Raw genomic sequence first — 16,520 nt, 5'->3', positions numbered from 1 at the left:
GGTATGCTTGGTAAAGTCCATCTATTTCAGTAAGGCCTACTGTTTAAAAGGCCAACAATAAAATAAAATGGAGTCTACCGTGTCTGAGATCAGCCAATTATCACCCCAGCCTGTTTGGGCTTTTTTTGACCAGATTTGTGCTATTCCACATCCCTCTTATCACGAAGCACAATTGGCAGCATTCATTGTCGATTGGGCGAAAGACCGAGGTTTAGAGGTTCGCCAAGATCCCACTGGCAATATTTTTATCCGCAAACCGGCGACGCCGGGAATGGAAAACCGCAAGGGTGTAGTACTACAAGCCCACCTTGATATGGTGCCGCAGAAAAACGAGCACACCGAGCACGACTTTACCACCGATCCGATTCGCCCTTATATCGATGGCGAGTGGGTCACGGCGGATGGCACGACATTAGGCGCCGATAACGGTATTGGGATGGCCTCCTGCCTTGCCGTCTTAGCGGCTGATGACATTGAACATGGTCCACTCGAAGTGTTGCTTACCACCAATGAAGAAGCTGGGATGGACGGTGCATTTGGCCTAGAAGCAGGCTGGCTTGAAGGGGAAGTGTTACTGAACACAGACTCCGAACAAGAAGGGGAAATCTACATGGGCTGTGCGGGCGGCGTCGATGCTAGCATGCACTTTCCAGTCGAGCGTCACCCCATCGGCGACAGTGTGGCGCGTTTTACTGTCGGTATAAAAGGCCTAAAAGGCGGCCACTCTGGGGTGGATATTCACACGGGTCGCGCCAATGCCAATAAGCTACTTGCACGCATGCTCAGCCATCACCTCAGTGAGATTGATGTCAGCCTGATTGCATTGCGAGGCGGTACATTGCGTAACGCCATCCCGCGTGAAGCCTTTGCAGATATTGCCGTGCCAGTCGAGCAAAAAGACGCATTAGCCGCGGCGATAGATAACTACGCGCAGTTGCTTCACGATGAATTGGGACGCTTGGAGGAGAACGTCACTGTCGTACTCGATGCGTCTGACAATCAAGCCGACCCACTGACCCGAGCCGTACAATCTCGACTACTCGCGGCCTTAAACGCGGCGCCAAACGGTGTCATACGGATGAGCGATGATGTTCCGGGTGTGGTAGAAACCTCACTAAACTTAGGCGTTATCCAAACCGATGAGCATACTATTACGGGATTGTTTTTGATCCGCTCATTGATCGATTCTGGACGCGAAATGGTGCAAGGCATGCTGCGCTCACTGGCCGGTTTAGCGAACGTGACCGTCGAGTTTTCCGGCGCTTACCCGGGATGGAAGCCTGATCCAGACTCTGAAATCATGCATATTTTCCGTGATACCTATGAAGCTATCTATCAGCGTAAGCCTGATATCATGGTGATCCACGCGGGATTAGAATGCGGTCTATTTAAAAAACCTTACCCGGATATGGATATGATCTCGTTTGGTCCAACGATTAAGTTCCCTCACTCACCCGATGAGAAAGTGAACATTGAAAGTGTGGGTCACTATTGGCAACAAATGCGCGCTATCTTAAAAGCGATTCCTGAAAAGCGCGCTTAAGCGAGTAAACTTAGCTGGGGGTCATTGTCGTCCCCCAGCCCTACCGACAAACCAATTAGCCTCACCGCTCTACCCTCGCCTCGATAAAACGCTTCATGCAACAAGGTATCAAATAGTCCTCGATCTAACCGCTCACAGCGGTGTGCAACCGTTGTGGTTTGAAAGTCGTTGAATTTGAGTTTGACACCTTGGCGACAAATCCGCCCATTCGCATCGGCTTTTTCGAGTCGCCGCTGGAGCTCTTCGTATAATGTGTCTAACCACTGTAAACAATCATTCAGCGCAGCGAGATCCTGCGATAGAGTGCGCTCCACACCAACGGATTTACGTATCCGCTCCACTTGCACTAGGCGTCGATCAATACCATGTGCTCGCTGCCATAGCACCTGTCCAAATTTACCAAACCGCTGGATCAGTTCACCATGATCGCTACGCTGCACATCGCCGCAGGTAAACAAATTCAGTTCATGAAGCTTGGTTAAGGTGACACGTCCTACTCCCGGAATGCATTGCAAAGGGAGCTCAGCGACAAAGGTATCGACCTCGTCAGGGGTGATCACGCATAAGCCATCCGGTTTGTTGATATCTGAGGCAACTTTGGCGAGAAACTTGATTGGCGCCACGCCTGCCGACGCGGTTAATGATAGCTCGGCGCGAATGGTGTGACGAATCGCTTCTGCAATGCGGGTTGCCGAGCCTTGATGACTGTCGCAATCTGTAACATCTAAGTAAGCCTCATCAAGAGAGAGGGGCTCAATAATATCGGTATAACGATGAAAAATAGCATGAAGCTGCTGAGAAACGGCGCGGTACTTGGCCATATTGCCACGCATAACCGTCAGACCGGGACATAGTTTAAGCGCTTGAGCCGTCGCCATTGCGGAGCGGATCCCAAAGCGACGCGCGGGATAATTGCAGGTTGCAATCACCCCTCGCCCATCGGGTGACCCGCCAATCGCAAGAGGCACCTGTTGTAAGGCAGGGTTATCACGCATCTCCACTGCCGCATAGAAACAATCCATGTCGATATGGATGATTTTCTTCATGACAATCCTGCATGGCCACCAGATGAGACAGATTGACTCACTGGTGGCTATCTACTGTCCACCTGATAACGTCAGGCATCGGCTAGATGATTTGGTTTTTCTTCCACTCACGGGTTTTCTCTGCACGCGCTTCTCGCTTTTTACGTGCATCACACGGCTCTGGGCAGTCGCATTCTTTTTCAATACCGATTGCGCCTAGGCCACCACAGCTCCCACTGATGGTTTTTTGCTGTACGATGTAGCCGATCGCCATCCCTGCAATCACAAGTACAAAAACAGCAAAGGTGATAAGAAATACTGACATAATTGCTCACCTACTATCGTTATTGCGTATTTAACGCTTTAAATAAGGCTTAAACGCCTCGGATGCGATTTCTTTAAAACCGTCATCCGTTTTCACTACCATAAAGGCAGGAATATTGGCTTGATTTGCCAATGCAACGGCTTTCTCTGGTCCAAGTACCATAAAGCCTGTCGCCAAACCATCCGCCGTCATACAAGACGGGTCCAACACAGTAACAGACACTAAGCGATGATGAATCGGTCGTCCTGTTGCTGGATCAATAATGTGCGAATAGCGTACCCCATCATGCTCAAAGTAATTGCGATAATCCCCTGAGGTAGCAACCGCCATATCCCCAGGCTCAATAATCTCTTGCACCGACTGTGTGCCGGCACTGGGCTTTTCAATTGCAATGCGCCAAGGTATGCCATCTTGGTTCACACCCTTTAATTGTAACTCACCACCAATCTCAACCAAATAGTTATCGAGACCAAGTGACGCCAGATACTCAGCGACCACATCCACTCCATACCCTTTAGCGATCGTTGACAAGTCAACATAAAGGTCAGGATTAGTTTTGGTCAACTGATTGCCCGATAAAGACAGGCTCTCTAACCCCGTCATCGCCATACGCTGGGCGATTTCTTCGTCGGTCGGAATGTTCTCTGGGCGTTTTTCAGGGCCAAAGCTCCAAAGGTTCACTAACGGTCCAACCGTGACATCTAACGCGCCGTCGGTGAACGCGTTAAGACGCATCGCTTCTTTCACCACTTTCGCCGTCGCATCAGACACTTCAACAGGAGAGTCAGCTCGGTGTTGATTGAAACGGCTCAGCTCCGAATCGTCTCGATACGTCGACATCTGGTCATTCACCAGCTCCAAACGCTTATCGATTTCTTTTTGGATAACAGCCTTCTCGGGCGTGTTTTCCGTTGCAATGTACTTAATGGAGTAATACGTGCCCATTGTACTGCCATTAAGATGGACCAGCTCAGGTGAACGCTCACAACCGACCAAAGCCACGAGCAGTGTCAGCGTTGCCACACAGCCTAACCAAAACTTCTTCATATGGGTGTCCTTCGACGCGAGGTTGATACGTAAAATGGCTGACCCAAAGGCCAGCCATTAAAAGGTAAGTCACACGTTGTGATCTTAGCCGCCGAAGTCATCCAGAAGGATGTTTTCGTCTTCAACACCTAAGTCTTTCAGCATACCGATAACGGCTGCGTTCATCATTGGTGGACCACACATGTAGTATTCACAGTCTTCTGGCGCTTCATGATCTTTGAGGTAGTTCTCATAAAGCACGTTATGGATAAAGCCTGTGTAACCATCCCAGTTATCTTCTGGTAGTGGGTCTGACAGTGCGCAGTACCACTTGAAGTTATCGTTCTGCTCTTGAAGCATATCGAAATCTTCAACGTAGAACATTTCACGCTTAGAACGTGCACCGTACCAGAAGGTGATCTTACGATCTGAGTTCAGACGTTTAAGTTGGTCAAAGATATGCGAGCGCATTGGTGCCATACCGGCACCACCGCCGATAAAGACCATTTCAGCGTCGGTATCTTTCGCGAAGAACTCACCGAACGGCCCTGAGATCGTACACTTATCACCCGGCTTCAGTGACCAAATGTAAGACGACATTTGGCCTGGTGGCACATCAGGGTTACGTGGTGGTGGCGTTGCCACACGCACGTTCAGCATGATGATGCCTTCTTCTTCAGGGTAGTTCGCCATTGAGTAAGCACGGATGATTTCTTCATCCACTTTTGACTCATAGCGGAACAAGTTGAACTTCTCCCAGTCTTCACGGTATTCCTCAGGAATATCAAAGTCTGAGTACTTAATGTGGTGCGGTGGCGCTTCAATTTGAATATAACCACCTGCACGGAAAGGTACAGACTCACCGTCAGGTATACGCAGCTTCAGCTCTTTGATGAACGTGGCTTTGTTGTCGTTAGAAATAACTTCACAATCCCACTTCTTCACGCCAAAAATTTCTTCTGGCAATTCGATCTTCATGTCTTGCTTTACAGCAACCTGACATGACAGACGTTCACCTTCACGTGCTTCACCTTTGGTGATGTGATCAAGCTCGGTTGGCAGAATATCACCGCCACCTTCTTTGATTTTTACTCGGCACTGGCCACATGAACCTCCACCACCACAGGCAGAAGAAACAAACACACCAGCACCGGCCAGTGCACCAAGCAGTTTACCGCCTGGCTGAGTAACGATCGCCTTTTCAGGATCGTTATTGATATCAATTGTGACGTCACCGGTTGGTACCAGCTTGGACTTGGCGAACAAAATCACCAATACCAGCGCCAGTACAATCAGAGTAAACATCACTACACCAAGAATAATGTCCATTGACTATTCCTTTTCTCGCAGTTTACCCGGCTTACAGTTGCACACCAGAGAAAGACATAAAGCCCAATGCCATCAAACCAACTGTGATAAAGGTGATCCCCAAACCACGCAGTGCTGGCGGCACGTCTGAATATTTCATTTTCTCACGGATACCCGCTAGGGCGACGATGGCTAGCATCCAGCCCACCCCAGAACCGAAGCCGTAAACCACTGACTCTGCGAAGTTGTAATCACGCTGAACCATGAATGATACGCCACCGAAGATGGCACAGTTCACCGTAATAAGCGGCAGAAAGATACCCAGCGCGTTGTAAAGCGGCGGGAAGAAGCGGTCGAGTACCATCTCAAGAATCTGTACCAACGCCGCGATAACGCCGATGAAGGTAACAAAGTTCAAGAAACTCAAATCGACGCCTTTCACCAGCGCGTCTTCACGCAGAACCAAGTTGTAAACCAAGTTGTTAACCGGCACTGAGATGGTCAGTACCACAACCACGGCCACACCCAGACCAAATGCGGTTTTTACTTTCTTGGATACGGCCAAAAAGGTACACATACCAAGGAAGAATGCCAGCGCCATGTTCTCGATGAAGATAGAGCGCACTAGCAGGCTCAAATAATGTTCCATGTGCTATTACTCCTTCGCTTCAACTTGTTCAGGTTTGAAGGTACGCACAATCCAAATCAAAAAGCCGATGAGGAAGAATGCTGATGGGGCCAGAAGCATCAAACCGTTTGGCTGATACCAACCCCCTTCATTAACCACAGGTAGAATAGACACACCAAACACTGAGCCAGAGCCCAGTAGCTCGCGGAAAAATGCGACTGTCATCAGCACAAAACCGTAGCCCAGTGAGTTACCAATACCGTCAATAAATGATGGCAATGGCGACGACTTCATCGCATACGCCTCAGCACGACCCATCACGATACAGTTGGTAATGATAAGACCAACGAATACGGACAGCTGCTTAGAAATGTCGTACACGAACGCTTTCAATGTTTGGTCAACCACGATTACCAACGACGCGATGATCGCCATCTGAACGATGATACGTACGCTGTTAGGAATGTGGTTACGGATCAAAGAAACACACAGGTTTGACATCGCCGTTACGAACATCACCGCCAACGTCATTACAAATGCCGTTTGCATCTGTGTGGTCACCGCCAAGGCCGAACAAACACCGAGGACCTGTAAGGCAATCGGGTTATTGTCCAGTACCGGTGACAGAAGGTTTTTCTTCAGTTCTTTAGCTTCAGCCATCGATCAGGCCTCCCTCGCGAACTTTTGCTAGGAATGGACCAAAGCCCATGTCACTTAGCCAGAAGTTAAACTGGTTCTGAACACCATTACTGGTTAGGGTCGCACCCGACAATGCATCGATACCGTGCTCACTACCTTGAGGAGCGCCGCCTTTAACGATGCGAATCGCTGGCTCGCCCTGCTCGTTGAATAGCTTTTTGCCATCCCACTGCGCGCGCCATTTCGGGTTTTCAACTTCACCACCTAGCCCTGGTGTTTCACCTTGCTCGTAGTAAACGATGTCAGCAACTGTATTACCGTCGGGTTCTACCGCTACGAATGCGTACATCATGCTCCAAAGACCGGAGCCATTGACGGGCAAAATCAAACGCTGAGTTTGACCTGCCTCGTCTTTGACTAAGTACACCTTAGCGACGTCAGGACGACGACCGATATCGGCAATGTTTTCATCGCCACTCAGCTTTTTCGACAAGGCCGGGTCATTGGCCGCTGCACGCTGATCATAATCCGCTGCGGATTCAACGTTGACCGTCTCAGGGCTAACAAATTCACCGTCGTCTAGGCTGACCAAGCGGGTTTCAATGTACTTGTTGTAAGCATCATTGATCGCACTTTTGCCACCCGTGACATCAATACCAGCCACCGAAAGGATGTTTTTCTGTACGTCTAGCTTTGCATTAATTTGTTGCAAAGGACGTAGCGCTACTGCTGCACCAGACACCACAATCGAGCACACCAAGCTCAATGCGATAACAACGAGCAGCGTCTTTTTAATACTATCGTTACTACTTGCCATTACGAGCCAGTCTCCGTTTGATGTTGCCCTGAATCACCAGGTTATCGAACAGTGGTGCAAACAGGTTCGCGAACAAGATCGCCAGCATCATTCCTTCTGGGTATGCCGGGTTAACCACGCGAATAATCACGGCCATCGCACCAATCAAAATGCCGTACCACCATTTTGCTTTATTGGTGAACGCAGCAGAGACTGGATCCGTCGCCATGAACATCATACCGAACGCAAAACCACCCAGTACAAGGTGCCAATGAGCAGGCATGCTAAACATTGGATTGGAATCAGAGCCAATCACATTGAACAAGGTTGCCGCGGCTACCATACCGAGGAAGGTTCCCAAGATGATTCGCCATGAAGCGATGCGCATGTAAACCAGCGCCGCACCACCAATCAAGATGGCAAGCGTCGATACTTCACCCATTGAGCCTGGGATGTTACCAATAAAGGCATCCATCCATGTCATGGTTTGACCGGTCACGTTGTGCATCAGCGCCATTTCACCGCCGGTTGACCATTGACTCAGTGCAGTCGCACCCGAGAAGCCATCCGCAGCAGTCCATACCAAATCACCAGAGATTTGAGCAGGATAGGCGAAGAACAAGAATGCACGGCCAGCCAACGCAGGGTTCAAGAAGTTACGGCCTGTACCACCAAAGATTTCTTTTGCAACCACCACACCAAAGGTGATACCCAAAGCGGCTTGCCACAATGGCAGCGTTGGCGGAACGATTAGTGCAAAAAGAATCGAGGTCACGAAGAAACCTTCGTTCACTTCGTGCTTACGGATAATACAGAACAGTACTTCCCAGACACCACCCACGATGAACACGGTGGCATAAATAGGCAGGAAGTAGGTGGCACCCAAGACCATTTTGGTACCCCAACCTGCACTCGCAAGCGGCCCCGCAATCGCCTCAGTCAGCCAATAGTGCCAGTTCCCTTCAATGATTTGCGCAAGCTGCGCGCCTTCATATAAATGGTTCAGGCCCATAATGGCTTGGTTACCTGTGTTGTACATACCCCAGAACATTGCGGGGAACACAGCAAACCACACCATGATCATGATGCGTTTCAAATCGATGCTGTCACGCACGTGAGCGCCAGCTTTGGTCACCATGCCTGGCGTGTACAAAATGGTCGCGACCGCTTCATACAGGGCAAACCACTTCTCGTGTTTACCGCCTGGCTCAAAGTGTGGCTCGATTTGCTCTAAAAAGTTTTTCAGGCTCATCTGTTACCCTTCCTTCTCAATTTTTTCCAGGCTCTCGCGGAGCATTGGGCCAAATTCGTACTTGCCAGGGCAGACAAATGTACAAAGTGCCAAATCCTCAGGATCTAACTCCAGCGCGCCTAACTGTTGCATACTATCTGTATCACCGGCACAGATATCACGCAGCAGCATAGTCGGCTCGATATCCAGCGGCATTACTCGCTCATAGTTACCGATTGGCACCATGGAACGATCACTACCGTTGGTCGAGGTGGTCATATTGAAAAGTTGGCCTTTAAACAGGTGGCCAAGGTACGCACGAGTTACAGAGAAGCGGTTTTTGCCCGGTGATAACCAACCGAACAGCTCTTTCTCATTACCTTCGCGTAATACAGACACTTGCAGATGGAAACGGCCAAGATACGCATGAGGACCAGTCGCTTTGGTGCCCGAGAGTACAGAGCCTGAGATAATGCGGCTCTCGCCAGCCATCAGCTCACCGTCCGTCAACTCATCAAGGTTAGCGCCCAGTTGAGTGCGCACCAAACGTGGCTTATTGACCATAGGGCCTGCTAAGGCAACCACGCGATCGGTGTTGATTTCACCGGTCAGGAAGAAATGGCCAAATGCAATGACGTCTTGATAGTTCAGGTGCCATACCATTTTTTCCATACTTGCTGAGCGCAAGTGGTGGATATGGGTACCGACAAGACCAGCTGGGTGAGGACCAGCAAAGACATGCTGCTCAACGTTTGATTGCTTGCTAGTCGGTAACTCTACGTCTGCTTTACAAACGAATACCGTTTTTTCGGTAAGGCGAGAAACCACATCTAGGCCAGCAACGAAAGCCTCTTTTTGCTCATCAATGATCACTTTCGGATCCGCAGCAAGCGGATTGGTGTCCATGGCATTGACAAAGATAGCTTCCGGTACGGCATCAACCGCAGGCGACTTGCTAAAAGGACGAGTACGAAGCGCTGTCCACATGCCAGACTCGACCAGTTGGTCAACAATGGCTTGGCGATCTAGCGATGCCAACTGTGAGGCTTCATATTTATTAAACGTGACTTGCTCGTTTCCATCGACTTCAATGACGACAGACTGAAGAACACGCTTGGCACCGCGGTTAACTTCAACCACTTTACCAGCTGCTGGTGCAGTGAATTTAACGCCCGGATTCTTCTTATCTTCAAAAAGAATCTGACCTTTTTTCACTACATCACCCACACGCGCGTGCATGGTGGGGCGCATTCCAACGTACTCTTCGCCAAGCAAGGCGACTTTCTTGACGGCTGGGCCGTCATTTATCACCTGAGTAGGAGTCCCGGCAATAGGGATATCCAAACCCTTTTTTATTGTAATCATACGCACTTGCACTACATTAACGGGAAAAAGAATTCTGTTATTGCGCAGTTAAAGACACGACTTTCGACTGTTTGGCGGCCATGACGGCCCACCGTCGCAACATCCTGCTAACCAAATCGTTACACAAAGGTAGCCTAGGTTAGTCTTTAAGCGCCGTATTCTATCACTAACCCCAGCGTTGATTCTATGGGTATTGTCACTGGAGCGTGGCAATTATCCATACCTGTACAAACAATACTCGCTGTAAGGTCACAGTTTCACTGCTGTTTTTTTGTTCACCTTAGCAGGCAATGTGAATGGGCGCCTGTGCTGATGAAACTAAAGCCCTACGCAATTACCACTCACCGAGCCGCTCATATTTATGTAAGAATTTGTTGCCACAACGTGAAAACTCAACATCAGCGCTGACGTTATTTTCCCCCACCGCGACAAGCAGGTGAGTCTGGCGCTTGCGCTTGTGACGCCCACTCTTGCGGCGTGTAAGTGTGGATCGCCAATGCATGAATATGATGGGCCAGTTCATCAGATAAGGTGGCGTTCACTGCACGGTGACGTTGAATCAAACGCTGACCGTCAAATGCATCTGATACCACCACGACTTTAAAGTGGCTCTCTGACCCTTCTGGCACGTTATGCATAAAGCTTTCATTACGCACATCCAGAAAGCTAGGCGAAAAGGCCTGTTCGAGCTTCTCGGTGATCTGTGTTTGTATTTTCATTTTGCTTCCCACATTTTACACGGGGAGCACTGGTGCTCTCAGTGTAGATGCTATTGATGATTTTGCGACTTTCGCGGTGGCGTGAGCTTTCAACACCAGAGATGACGCCACGTTTTAAATTGCAGTCTCTGGCTGAGTGCGACAATATACCCACTTTATCTAGCGCGACGCAAAAACTCCGATGAAGACTGAAATGACGACGCCTGCGGGCCAGCCATTAATACTCCACCGTTACCCCCGACGTAAAAACGAAACGCTGCAAGCGTTCGATGCAGCCGACGAATACTTGATTGAGCACGTGGCTGAGTTGTCATTACCGGCCGGTGCGCGTGTGTTGATCATCAATGATCACTTTGGCGCGCTAAGCTGCTGGGCGTCACAACAAGGCTATGACACGATTCAAGTCAGTGATTCTGTGGTGGCACAACGAGCGACTGTCCAGAATTTAGCCGCAAATGCTCTGCCTAGCGTCGTCCAATTAGCCAGCCTAGAGCCGCTGCCAGAGCGCGTCGATGTGGTGCTATTACGGATCCCGAAAAGCACACGTATGTTGTCATGGCAATTACAGCAACTTGCCGCGATCACCGATTCATCCATCCCCGTCATCGCCGCGGCGAAGGCCAAAGAGATTCACACCTCGACGTTAACCCAATTTGAGCGCCAGCTCGGCAACACAGTGACCTCACTGGCGAAGAAAAAAGCACGCTTAGTATTTTGTACGCCGCGTGACGACAAACCCGAGTTAATCGACCAGTTACATACGTTTGATGTGCCTGATTACGCCATGACACTGGCGAATTTCCCCAATGTATTCTCTGCACAAAAACTGGATATTGCGGCGTATTTGATGTTACCGCACATTCCGAGTGAACCCGAATTAAAAAGGATTGTCGATTTAGGGTGTGGTAATGGTGTGCTTGCCTTGCAAGCGGCTCGAAACAATCCAAATGCCTTTATTCATGCGGTTGACGAAAGCCATATGGCGGTCGCATCGGCGCAACGTAACCTTTTAGCGCATCACATTGCGCCCACGCGCTTTCAGTGTGAAGCGCGGGATTGTCTCAGCGAGTTTGCACACCATGATGTGGACTTGGTGATGTGTAATCCGCCATTCCATCAACAACAAGCCATTACCGATCATATTGCTTGGCAAATGTTTTGTGACGCAAAACGTGTTCTGACCAATCATGGCCGCCTTTTAGTCATCGGAAACCGACATCTCGGCTATCATGCTAAGTTAAAACGCCTTTTTGGTAATGTCTCCGTCATTGCGTCGAATAAAAAATTCGTTATTCTTCAGGCAGTACACGCCCAACATTAAGTAAAGGATGCTGAACACAATGAAAAAACTGCTCGTTGCCGCTGCCGTGCTTATCATAGCAGGCTGTTCATCGCCGCGTGATCCGCAACTAACTATCGCGCCCAAACCCGCCACCTCAAACCAACAGCAAGTGAATAACTTGCCCGTGGTCGTGAAAAGCCGTGATCTGCGTACCGCCCAGTTTGTAGCTGTCATTGACAGTGGTCGCTCTAACGTAAAGCCACTGCATGCTAGCCAGAATCTGCGCGTTGTCTTAGAAGATACCCTTTCTCGCCAACTTTCTTCGCAAGGCTTCCGTGTGGTAGCGAATGGTCCGGGAACACTGCGCCTCGATATTCTTGATGCCCTCGTGCGTGTAAAACACACAGTGTTTAAGCACAATATGGAAGCATCGGTCCAGCTTCAGCTGGTCGCTGAATCTCCTGATGGTCGCTTCGTGAAGCGTTACACTGGCAAATCAACCCAAGAAGGGATCAGCAGCGCATCGCCTGATGATATCGAAATGGCCCTAAACAACTTGCTTGAGGCGGTGCTGCAAGATATTGCCAACGACGAGCAGTTGCTTAAGCACATGAAAGAGCACTTTTAATCATGCGTACCTTCTGCATGATGTGCATGCTTGCGTTGGCTGCATTGCCAGCGCAAGCGGAAGTGTTGGTGAAGGTGGATACAACGCTCGGCGCATTTACGCTCRGTCTTGATGAGCAAAAAGCGCCCAAAACCGTGGCTAATTTTCTCCGTTATGTTGATGATGGCAGCTATGTTGGCTCTATATTTCATCGCGTGATCCCGGGGTTCGTAGTACAAGGTGGCGGGTTTGATAAAGACCTTGAACGCCTGCCGGTATATGACACGGTTGATAACGAATCCACCAATGGCTTAAGTAACCGGCGCGCCACAATTTCGATGGCCAGAACCAATGACCCCGATTCGGCCACGCGTCAATTTTACATTAATATCAATGATAACGGCTTTCTAGACGCCACGCCCAACAAGCTTGGCTACACCGTTTTTGGTCGTGTAGTTGAAGGCTTTGTCACGGTGCAAAACATTTCATCTCGATCAACCGTGACGATCCCAAGCAAGCGGATGCAAGACGTACCACAACAACCCATTGTGATAAATAGCATCTCTCGAATATCTTCTCAGTAGCTGACAGGCAGGCTTGCGATCATGTTATCTAATCTTAAAGGGGCGCTTGCGCCCTATGCCGACCGCCGACTCCTTTACGTGTTCTTGATGGGCTGTTGTAGCGGCTTTCCTTGGGTGTTAATCGGCTCCAACTTAAACGGCTGGCTCGCGGATGAAGGGCTCTCTCGCACGGCGATTGGTCTATTCGGCTCGGTGTTTGTGCTATATGCGATGAACTTTCTCTGGGCGCCTTTAATCGATAGACTCAAAGTTCCCATGCTTAATGAGCGCTTCGGACAGCGCCGCAGTTGGATATTGCTCACCCAAGCGCTGATTCTGATCGCAACCTTAGCCTTATCTCAACTTAATTTACACGGCTTGACGGCCATCGATCCTTGGGTGACTACTGTGGTGCTTTCATCGCTCATTTTTGCGATTGCACTAGCTTCTGCCACCCAAGATGTCGCCATTGATGCCTTTCGCATTGATAATTTTGCTGAGCATGAAACCGATAAATTCCCACTTGCTTCAGCCATGTCGGTCATAGGATGGTGGACGGGGTATTCCGTGCCCGGTTACATCGGTTTTATCAACGCTGACGCCATCGGTTGGAATCAGGTGTATGTGATTATGGCAGGTTTCGTAGGCTTAATGTTGCTGGCTACCTTGTACGTAAAGGAGCCTGCCAGTGACCGCGACCAACGCCAAGATGCGGCGACCCGTTATTATCTGGGAAAAGGATACAGCAGTGCACGTACTTGGTTAGCAGTCACTGTGTTTGAACCTTTTGCCGAGTTTTTCCGCCGCAATGGTGTACAAGTTGCGTTAGCCATTCTGCTGTTTGTTTTCCTCTTTAAGATTGGCGAAGCCTTTTTGGGCCGCATGTCGATTGTCTTTTATAAAGACGTTGGCTTTAGCAATGAGCAAATTGGCTACTATTCCAAACTCATTGGTTGGGGGCTGACGGTGGTGTACACCTTAATCGGTAGCTACATTAACTTGCGCTTTGGGGTGATAAAAGGCCTGTTTATTGGCGGTATAGCTATGGCCTCCAGTAATTTGATGTTTGCTTGGCTTGCCGTGGTGGGGCCAGACGAGCACCTGCTGCTAGGCGCGATCCTGGTGGATAATTTTACCTCGGCTTTCGCCACCATTGCCTTTGTCTCTTTCCTGACCTTCTTAACTGGTCGAGCTTTTTCCGCCACCCAGTATGCACTGCTTGCATCGTTGGGTAACCTTGGCCGCACCTCTCTTGCATCGTTCAGCGGTATGATGGTGGACTGGCTGGACAGCTGGTCAACATTTTTCGTAATAACCTCATTAATGGTGATCCCAGGTCTAGTCATGCTGATCTATATTGGCAGACATTTTAGAAAAGAATCATCGCACCATGACGCACCTTCTGGACAATGCCTAAAAACCCGGCAGGACTAGCGCTTCCCCATCACAGCGGAGTGCAAAAAATTGCGCTCCGCAACCCATTAATTTGTAATTAAGATCACATAAAAATGACATGTAATCGGATACATGTCATCTTCAGTCACATCTAAAATTCATGTCTACATTTGTTACATTCTTTATGGTGAACTTAATCAATATACTGCCTCCATTGAACTCAACGGTTACACACTTAAGCAGAGGCAGTCACCATGAAAAAGTCCCTACTCGCACTTGCCGTCATGGCAGCTAGCGCCGCACCTATCGCCAACGCGGCTGATTACTCAGACGATATCTATAAAAACGATCATAAATGGCTTCAGTTTAACGCCATGTATGCCATCAACGAGAAACCTCAGTTCGGTACTGACACCGATAAGGATCATAATTACCTCGAGATGGAATTTGGCGGCCGTAAGGGCGTGGTTGATCTCTATGGCTATGTGGACATCTTCGACCTTGCCGAAAGCGATAGCGATAACAACAATAAAAAAGGCGCGCCTAAAGCCTTTATGAAGCTAGCACCACGCTTCTCAATTGACGGCATCACCGGACAAGACTTGTCGTTTGGCCCTGTACAAGAAGTCTACTTTTCAACTCTGTTTAACTGGGGTGGTGGCGATAGTGACACTAACAACTCGTTCTGGGGTGTCGGTGCAGATGTTGAACTGCCTTGGTTTGGCAAAGTAGGCATGAACCTTTACGGTTTGTATGACATCAACAAAAAAGACTGGAACGGTTACCAATTCTCGACCAACTGGTTTAAGCCTTTCCACTTCTTTGACAATGGTAGCTTCCTATCTTATCAAGGCTATATCGATTACCAGTTCGGTGCCGATGACACTTTCAAAGGCAACAGCCAAGCGACCCACGGCGGCGCGATGTTTAACGGCCTATATTGGCACTCAGACAACTACGCCCTCGGTTATGGCCTTAAAGCCTATAACGATGTCTACTTGATTGAAGATGGTGGCACAACGGAAAGCTCAGGTATTTCCCACTACCTAAGCGCCACCTACAAGTTCTAACTGACTGCACCGGCCTCTCGGTCGGCGCTTTTTTTTCTCCCCAACTTGTTTCTCTGTCTTGCTCCTGCCTCGTGATAAACTATGCACTTTTAACCGCTCTGAGCTTGTCATGAACATAACTTTTATCGGTGCAGGCGCAATTGGTACTTTGTGGGCAACCCAATTAGTGCAAGCCGGTCATCGCGTGCAGCTGATCACCCGCAAAGGCACGGAAGTGTGTCGGCAATTGGTACTCGACAGCCATACCGTGACGGTCCCCGCTAACCAGCCACAAGCCATTACCGATTGCGATCTATTAATGGTGTGTACCAAGGCTTATGACGTCATGCATGCCTTGCAACCTCTCATCGAGCAGCTTCATCCCGATACAATTATCGTCTTAATGCACAATGGGATGGGACCGCATGCGCATATCAACACGCTAGTGAGCCCGTCGCAACCTTTATTGCTCGCCACCACGTCACACGGCGTCTTTAGCCCCTCTCAAGGGAGCTATCAGCATACCGGCCACGGAGAGACTTACATCGGCGCGGCAAATCAGGCAGGTCAACAGTGTGCCTTTGTCGCCGAGGTGTTGGAGCATGCCTTATCGCCAGTGCACTGGCACGAAGCAATTACCCATCAGCTATGGCATAAATTGGCGGTTAATTGTGTGATCAATCCACTCACGGCGATTCATCAAGTGAATAACGGAGCATTGTTATCTGCAAATTACCAAGACACCATCCAGTTACTTTGCCAAGAACTTGCCAGTGTAATGCAGGCTGACGGAATCGCTACCCATGCCGAACAGCTAAAAACACAAGCACTGACAGTGGCACGCGCCACCGCAAATAACTACTCATCAATGAATCGCGACTGCTATCATGGCAGAAAGACAGAGCTTGAACAGATCACAGGCTATTTACTGGCTCGAGCGGCACATCATCAGATTAAGGTGCCTACTCATCAGGCGCTGTATGACGCCGTGAAGCAACGTGAGGTACAAAAAGGATAAT

At 49.4% G+C, this 16,520-nt stretch carries 17 protein-coding genes; 7 read left to right on the top strand and 10 right to left on the bottom strand.

Features of this window, described 5'->3' with window-relative positions; all coding sequences use genetic code 11:
* Positions 1–79: 79 nt before the first annotated feature.
* Positions 80–1,543 (top strand): aminoacyl-histidine dipeptidase, encoded by a 1,464-nt coding sequence (locus BZJ19_RS10430; RefSeq protein ID WP_102136130.1) that lies wholly within the window; start codon positions 80–82, stop codon positions 1,541–1,543.
* Here BZJ19_RS10430 and dinB read toward each other — a convergent pair.
* The 10 genes from dinB to bolA all read right to left on the bottom strand — a co-directional run bounded on the left by dinB (position 1,540) and on the right by bolA (position 10,605).
* Positions 1,540–2,589: a DNA polymerase IV gene (gene dinB / locus BZJ19_RS10425; protein ID WP_077675590.1), complete on the bottom strand. Its 1,050-nt coding sequence runs from the start codon at positions 2,587–2,589 to the stop codon at positions 1,540–1,542. The genes BZJ19_RS10430 and dinB overlap by 4 nt on opposite strands.
* Positions 2,590–2,671: 82 nt before the next feature.
* The gene (nqrM, locus tag BZJ19_RS10420; protein WP_069587436.1) at positions 2,672–2,893 is read right to left on the bottom strand and encodes a (Na+)-NQR maturation NqrM; all 222 of its coding nucleotides are present in this window, start codon (positions 2,891–2,893) and stop codon (positions 2,672–2,674) included.
* 30 nt (positions 2,894–2,923) lie between these two features.
* Positions 2,924–3,940, bottom strand: coding sequence for an FAD:protein FMN transferase (locus BZJ19_RS10415; protein WP_077675589.1), 1,017 nt, complete (start codon positions 3,938–3,940; stop codon positions 2,924–2,926).
* An 84-nt stretch (positions 3,941–4,024) separates the two neighbouring features.
* Positions 4,025–5,248 carry an NADH:ubiquinone reductase (Na(+)-transporting) subunit F gene (gene nqrF / locus BZJ19_RS10410; protein WP_077675588.1) on the bottom strand — a complete coding sequence of 408 codons (1,224 nt, stop codon included), beginning with the start codon at positions 5,246–5,248 and terminating at the stop codon, positions 4,025–4,027.
* Between the two features lie 31 nt (positions 5,249–5,279).
* Complete coding sequence (gene nqrE / locus BZJ19_RS10405) at positions 5,280–5,876, bottom strand: NADH:ubiquinone reductase (Na(+)-transporting) subunit E (RefSeq protein ID WP_069587439.1); 597 nt, start codon at positions 5,874–5,876, stop codon at positions 5,280–5,282.
* Positions 5,877–5,882: 6 nt separating this feature from the next.
* Positions 5,883–6,515 (bottom strand): NADH:ubiquinone reductase (Na(+)-transporting) subunit D, encoded by a 633-nt coding sequence (locus BZJ19_RS10400; protein ID WP_069587440.1) that lies wholly within the window; start codon positions 6,513–6,515, stop codon positions 5,883–5,885.
* Positions 6,508–7,311, bottom strand: coding sequence for a Na(+)-translocating NADH-quinone reductase subunit C (locus tag BZJ19_RS10395; protein ID WP_077455572.1), 804 nt, complete (start codon positions 7,309–7,311; stop codon positions 6,508–6,510). Before BZJ19_RS10395 ends, BZJ19_RS10400 begins: the two co-directional genes overlap by 8 nt.
* A complete protein-coding gene (locus tag BZJ19_RS10390) occupies positions 7,301–8,542 on the bottom strand; it encodes an NADH:ubiquinone reductase (Na(+)-transporting) subunit B (RefSeq protein ID WP_077675587.1) in 1,242 nt (413 codons plus the stop codon). The genes BZJ19_RS10395 and BZJ19_RS10390 overlap by 11 nt, the downstream gene beginning before the upstream one ends.
* A 3-nt stretch (positions 8,543–8,545) precedes the next feature.
* Positions 8,546–9,886: a Na(+)-translocating NADH-quinone reductase subunit A gene (locus BZJ19_RS10385; RefSeq protein ID WP_077455571.1), complete on the bottom strand. Its 1,341-nt coding sequence runs from the start codon at positions 9,884–9,886 to the stop codon at positions 8,546–8,548.
* Between the two features lie 410 nt (positions 9,887–10,296).
* Positions 10,297–10,605, bottom strand: a complete 309-nt coding sequence (gene bolA, locus BZJ19_RS10380; RefSeq protein WP_077675586.1) for a transcriptional regulator BolA — start codon at positions 10,603–10,605, stop codon at positions 10,297–10,299.
* Positions 10,606–10,786: 181 nt separating this feature from the next.
* Between bolA and BZJ19_RS10375 the strand changes: the two genes are divergently transcribed.
* The 6 genes from BZJ19_RS10375 to BZJ19_RS10350 all read left to right on the top strand — a co-directional run bounded on the left by BZJ19_RS10375 (position 10,787) and on the right by BZJ19_RS10350 (position 16,519).
* Complete coding sequence (locus BZJ19_RS10375; RefSeq protein WP_077675585.1) at positions 10,787–11,926, top strand: methyltransferase; 1,140 nt, start codon at positions 10,787–10,789, stop codon at positions 11,924–11,926.
* 19 nt (positions 11,927–11,945) lie between these two features.
* Complete coding sequence (locus BZJ19_RS10370; protein WP_077675584.1) at positions 11,946–12,515, top strand: YajG family lipoprotein; 570 nt, start codon at positions 11,946–11,948, stop codon at positions 12,513–12,515.
* Positions 12,516–12,517: 2 nt separating this feature from the next.
* A complete protein-coding gene (locus BZJ19_RS10365) occupies positions 12,518–13,078 on the top strand; it encodes a peptidylprolyl isomerase (protein ID WP_077675583.1) in 561 nt (186 codons plus the stop codon).
* 21 nt (positions 13,079–13,099) lie between these two features.
* Complete coding sequence (locus BZJ19_RS10360) at positions 13,100–14,491, top strand: AmpG family muropeptide MFS transporter (RefSeq protein ID WP_077675582.1); 1,392 nt, start codon at positions 13,100–13,102, stop codon at positions 14,489–14,491.
* A 215-nt stretch (positions 14,492–14,706) separates the two neighbouring features.
* On the top strand, positions 14,707–15,522 hold the full coding sequence (locus tag BZJ19_RS10355) for a nucleoside-specific channel-forming Tsx family protein (protein WP_077479422.1): 816 nt from the start codon (positions 14,707–14,709) through the stop codon (positions 15,520–15,522).
* A gap of 109 nt (positions 15,523–15,631) precedes the next feature.
* Positions 15,632–16,519: a 2-dehydropantoate 2-reductase gene (locus tag BZJ19_RS10350; protein WP_077675581.1), complete on the top strand. Its 888-nt coding sequence runs from the start codon at positions 15,632–15,634 to the stop codon at positions 16,517–16,519.
* The last annotated feature ends 1 nt before the right edge of the window (position 16,520 follow it).

This window comes from Salinivibrio proteolyticus (assembly GCF_001996165.1).
Taxonomy (GTDB): Bacteria; Pseudomonadota; Gammaproteobacteria; order Enterobacterales; family Vibrionaceae; genus Salinivibrio; species Salinivibrio proteolyticus.
Note: the sequence above shows the minus strand (reverse complement) of the source record. Positions and strands in the feature narration are given on the sequence as shown.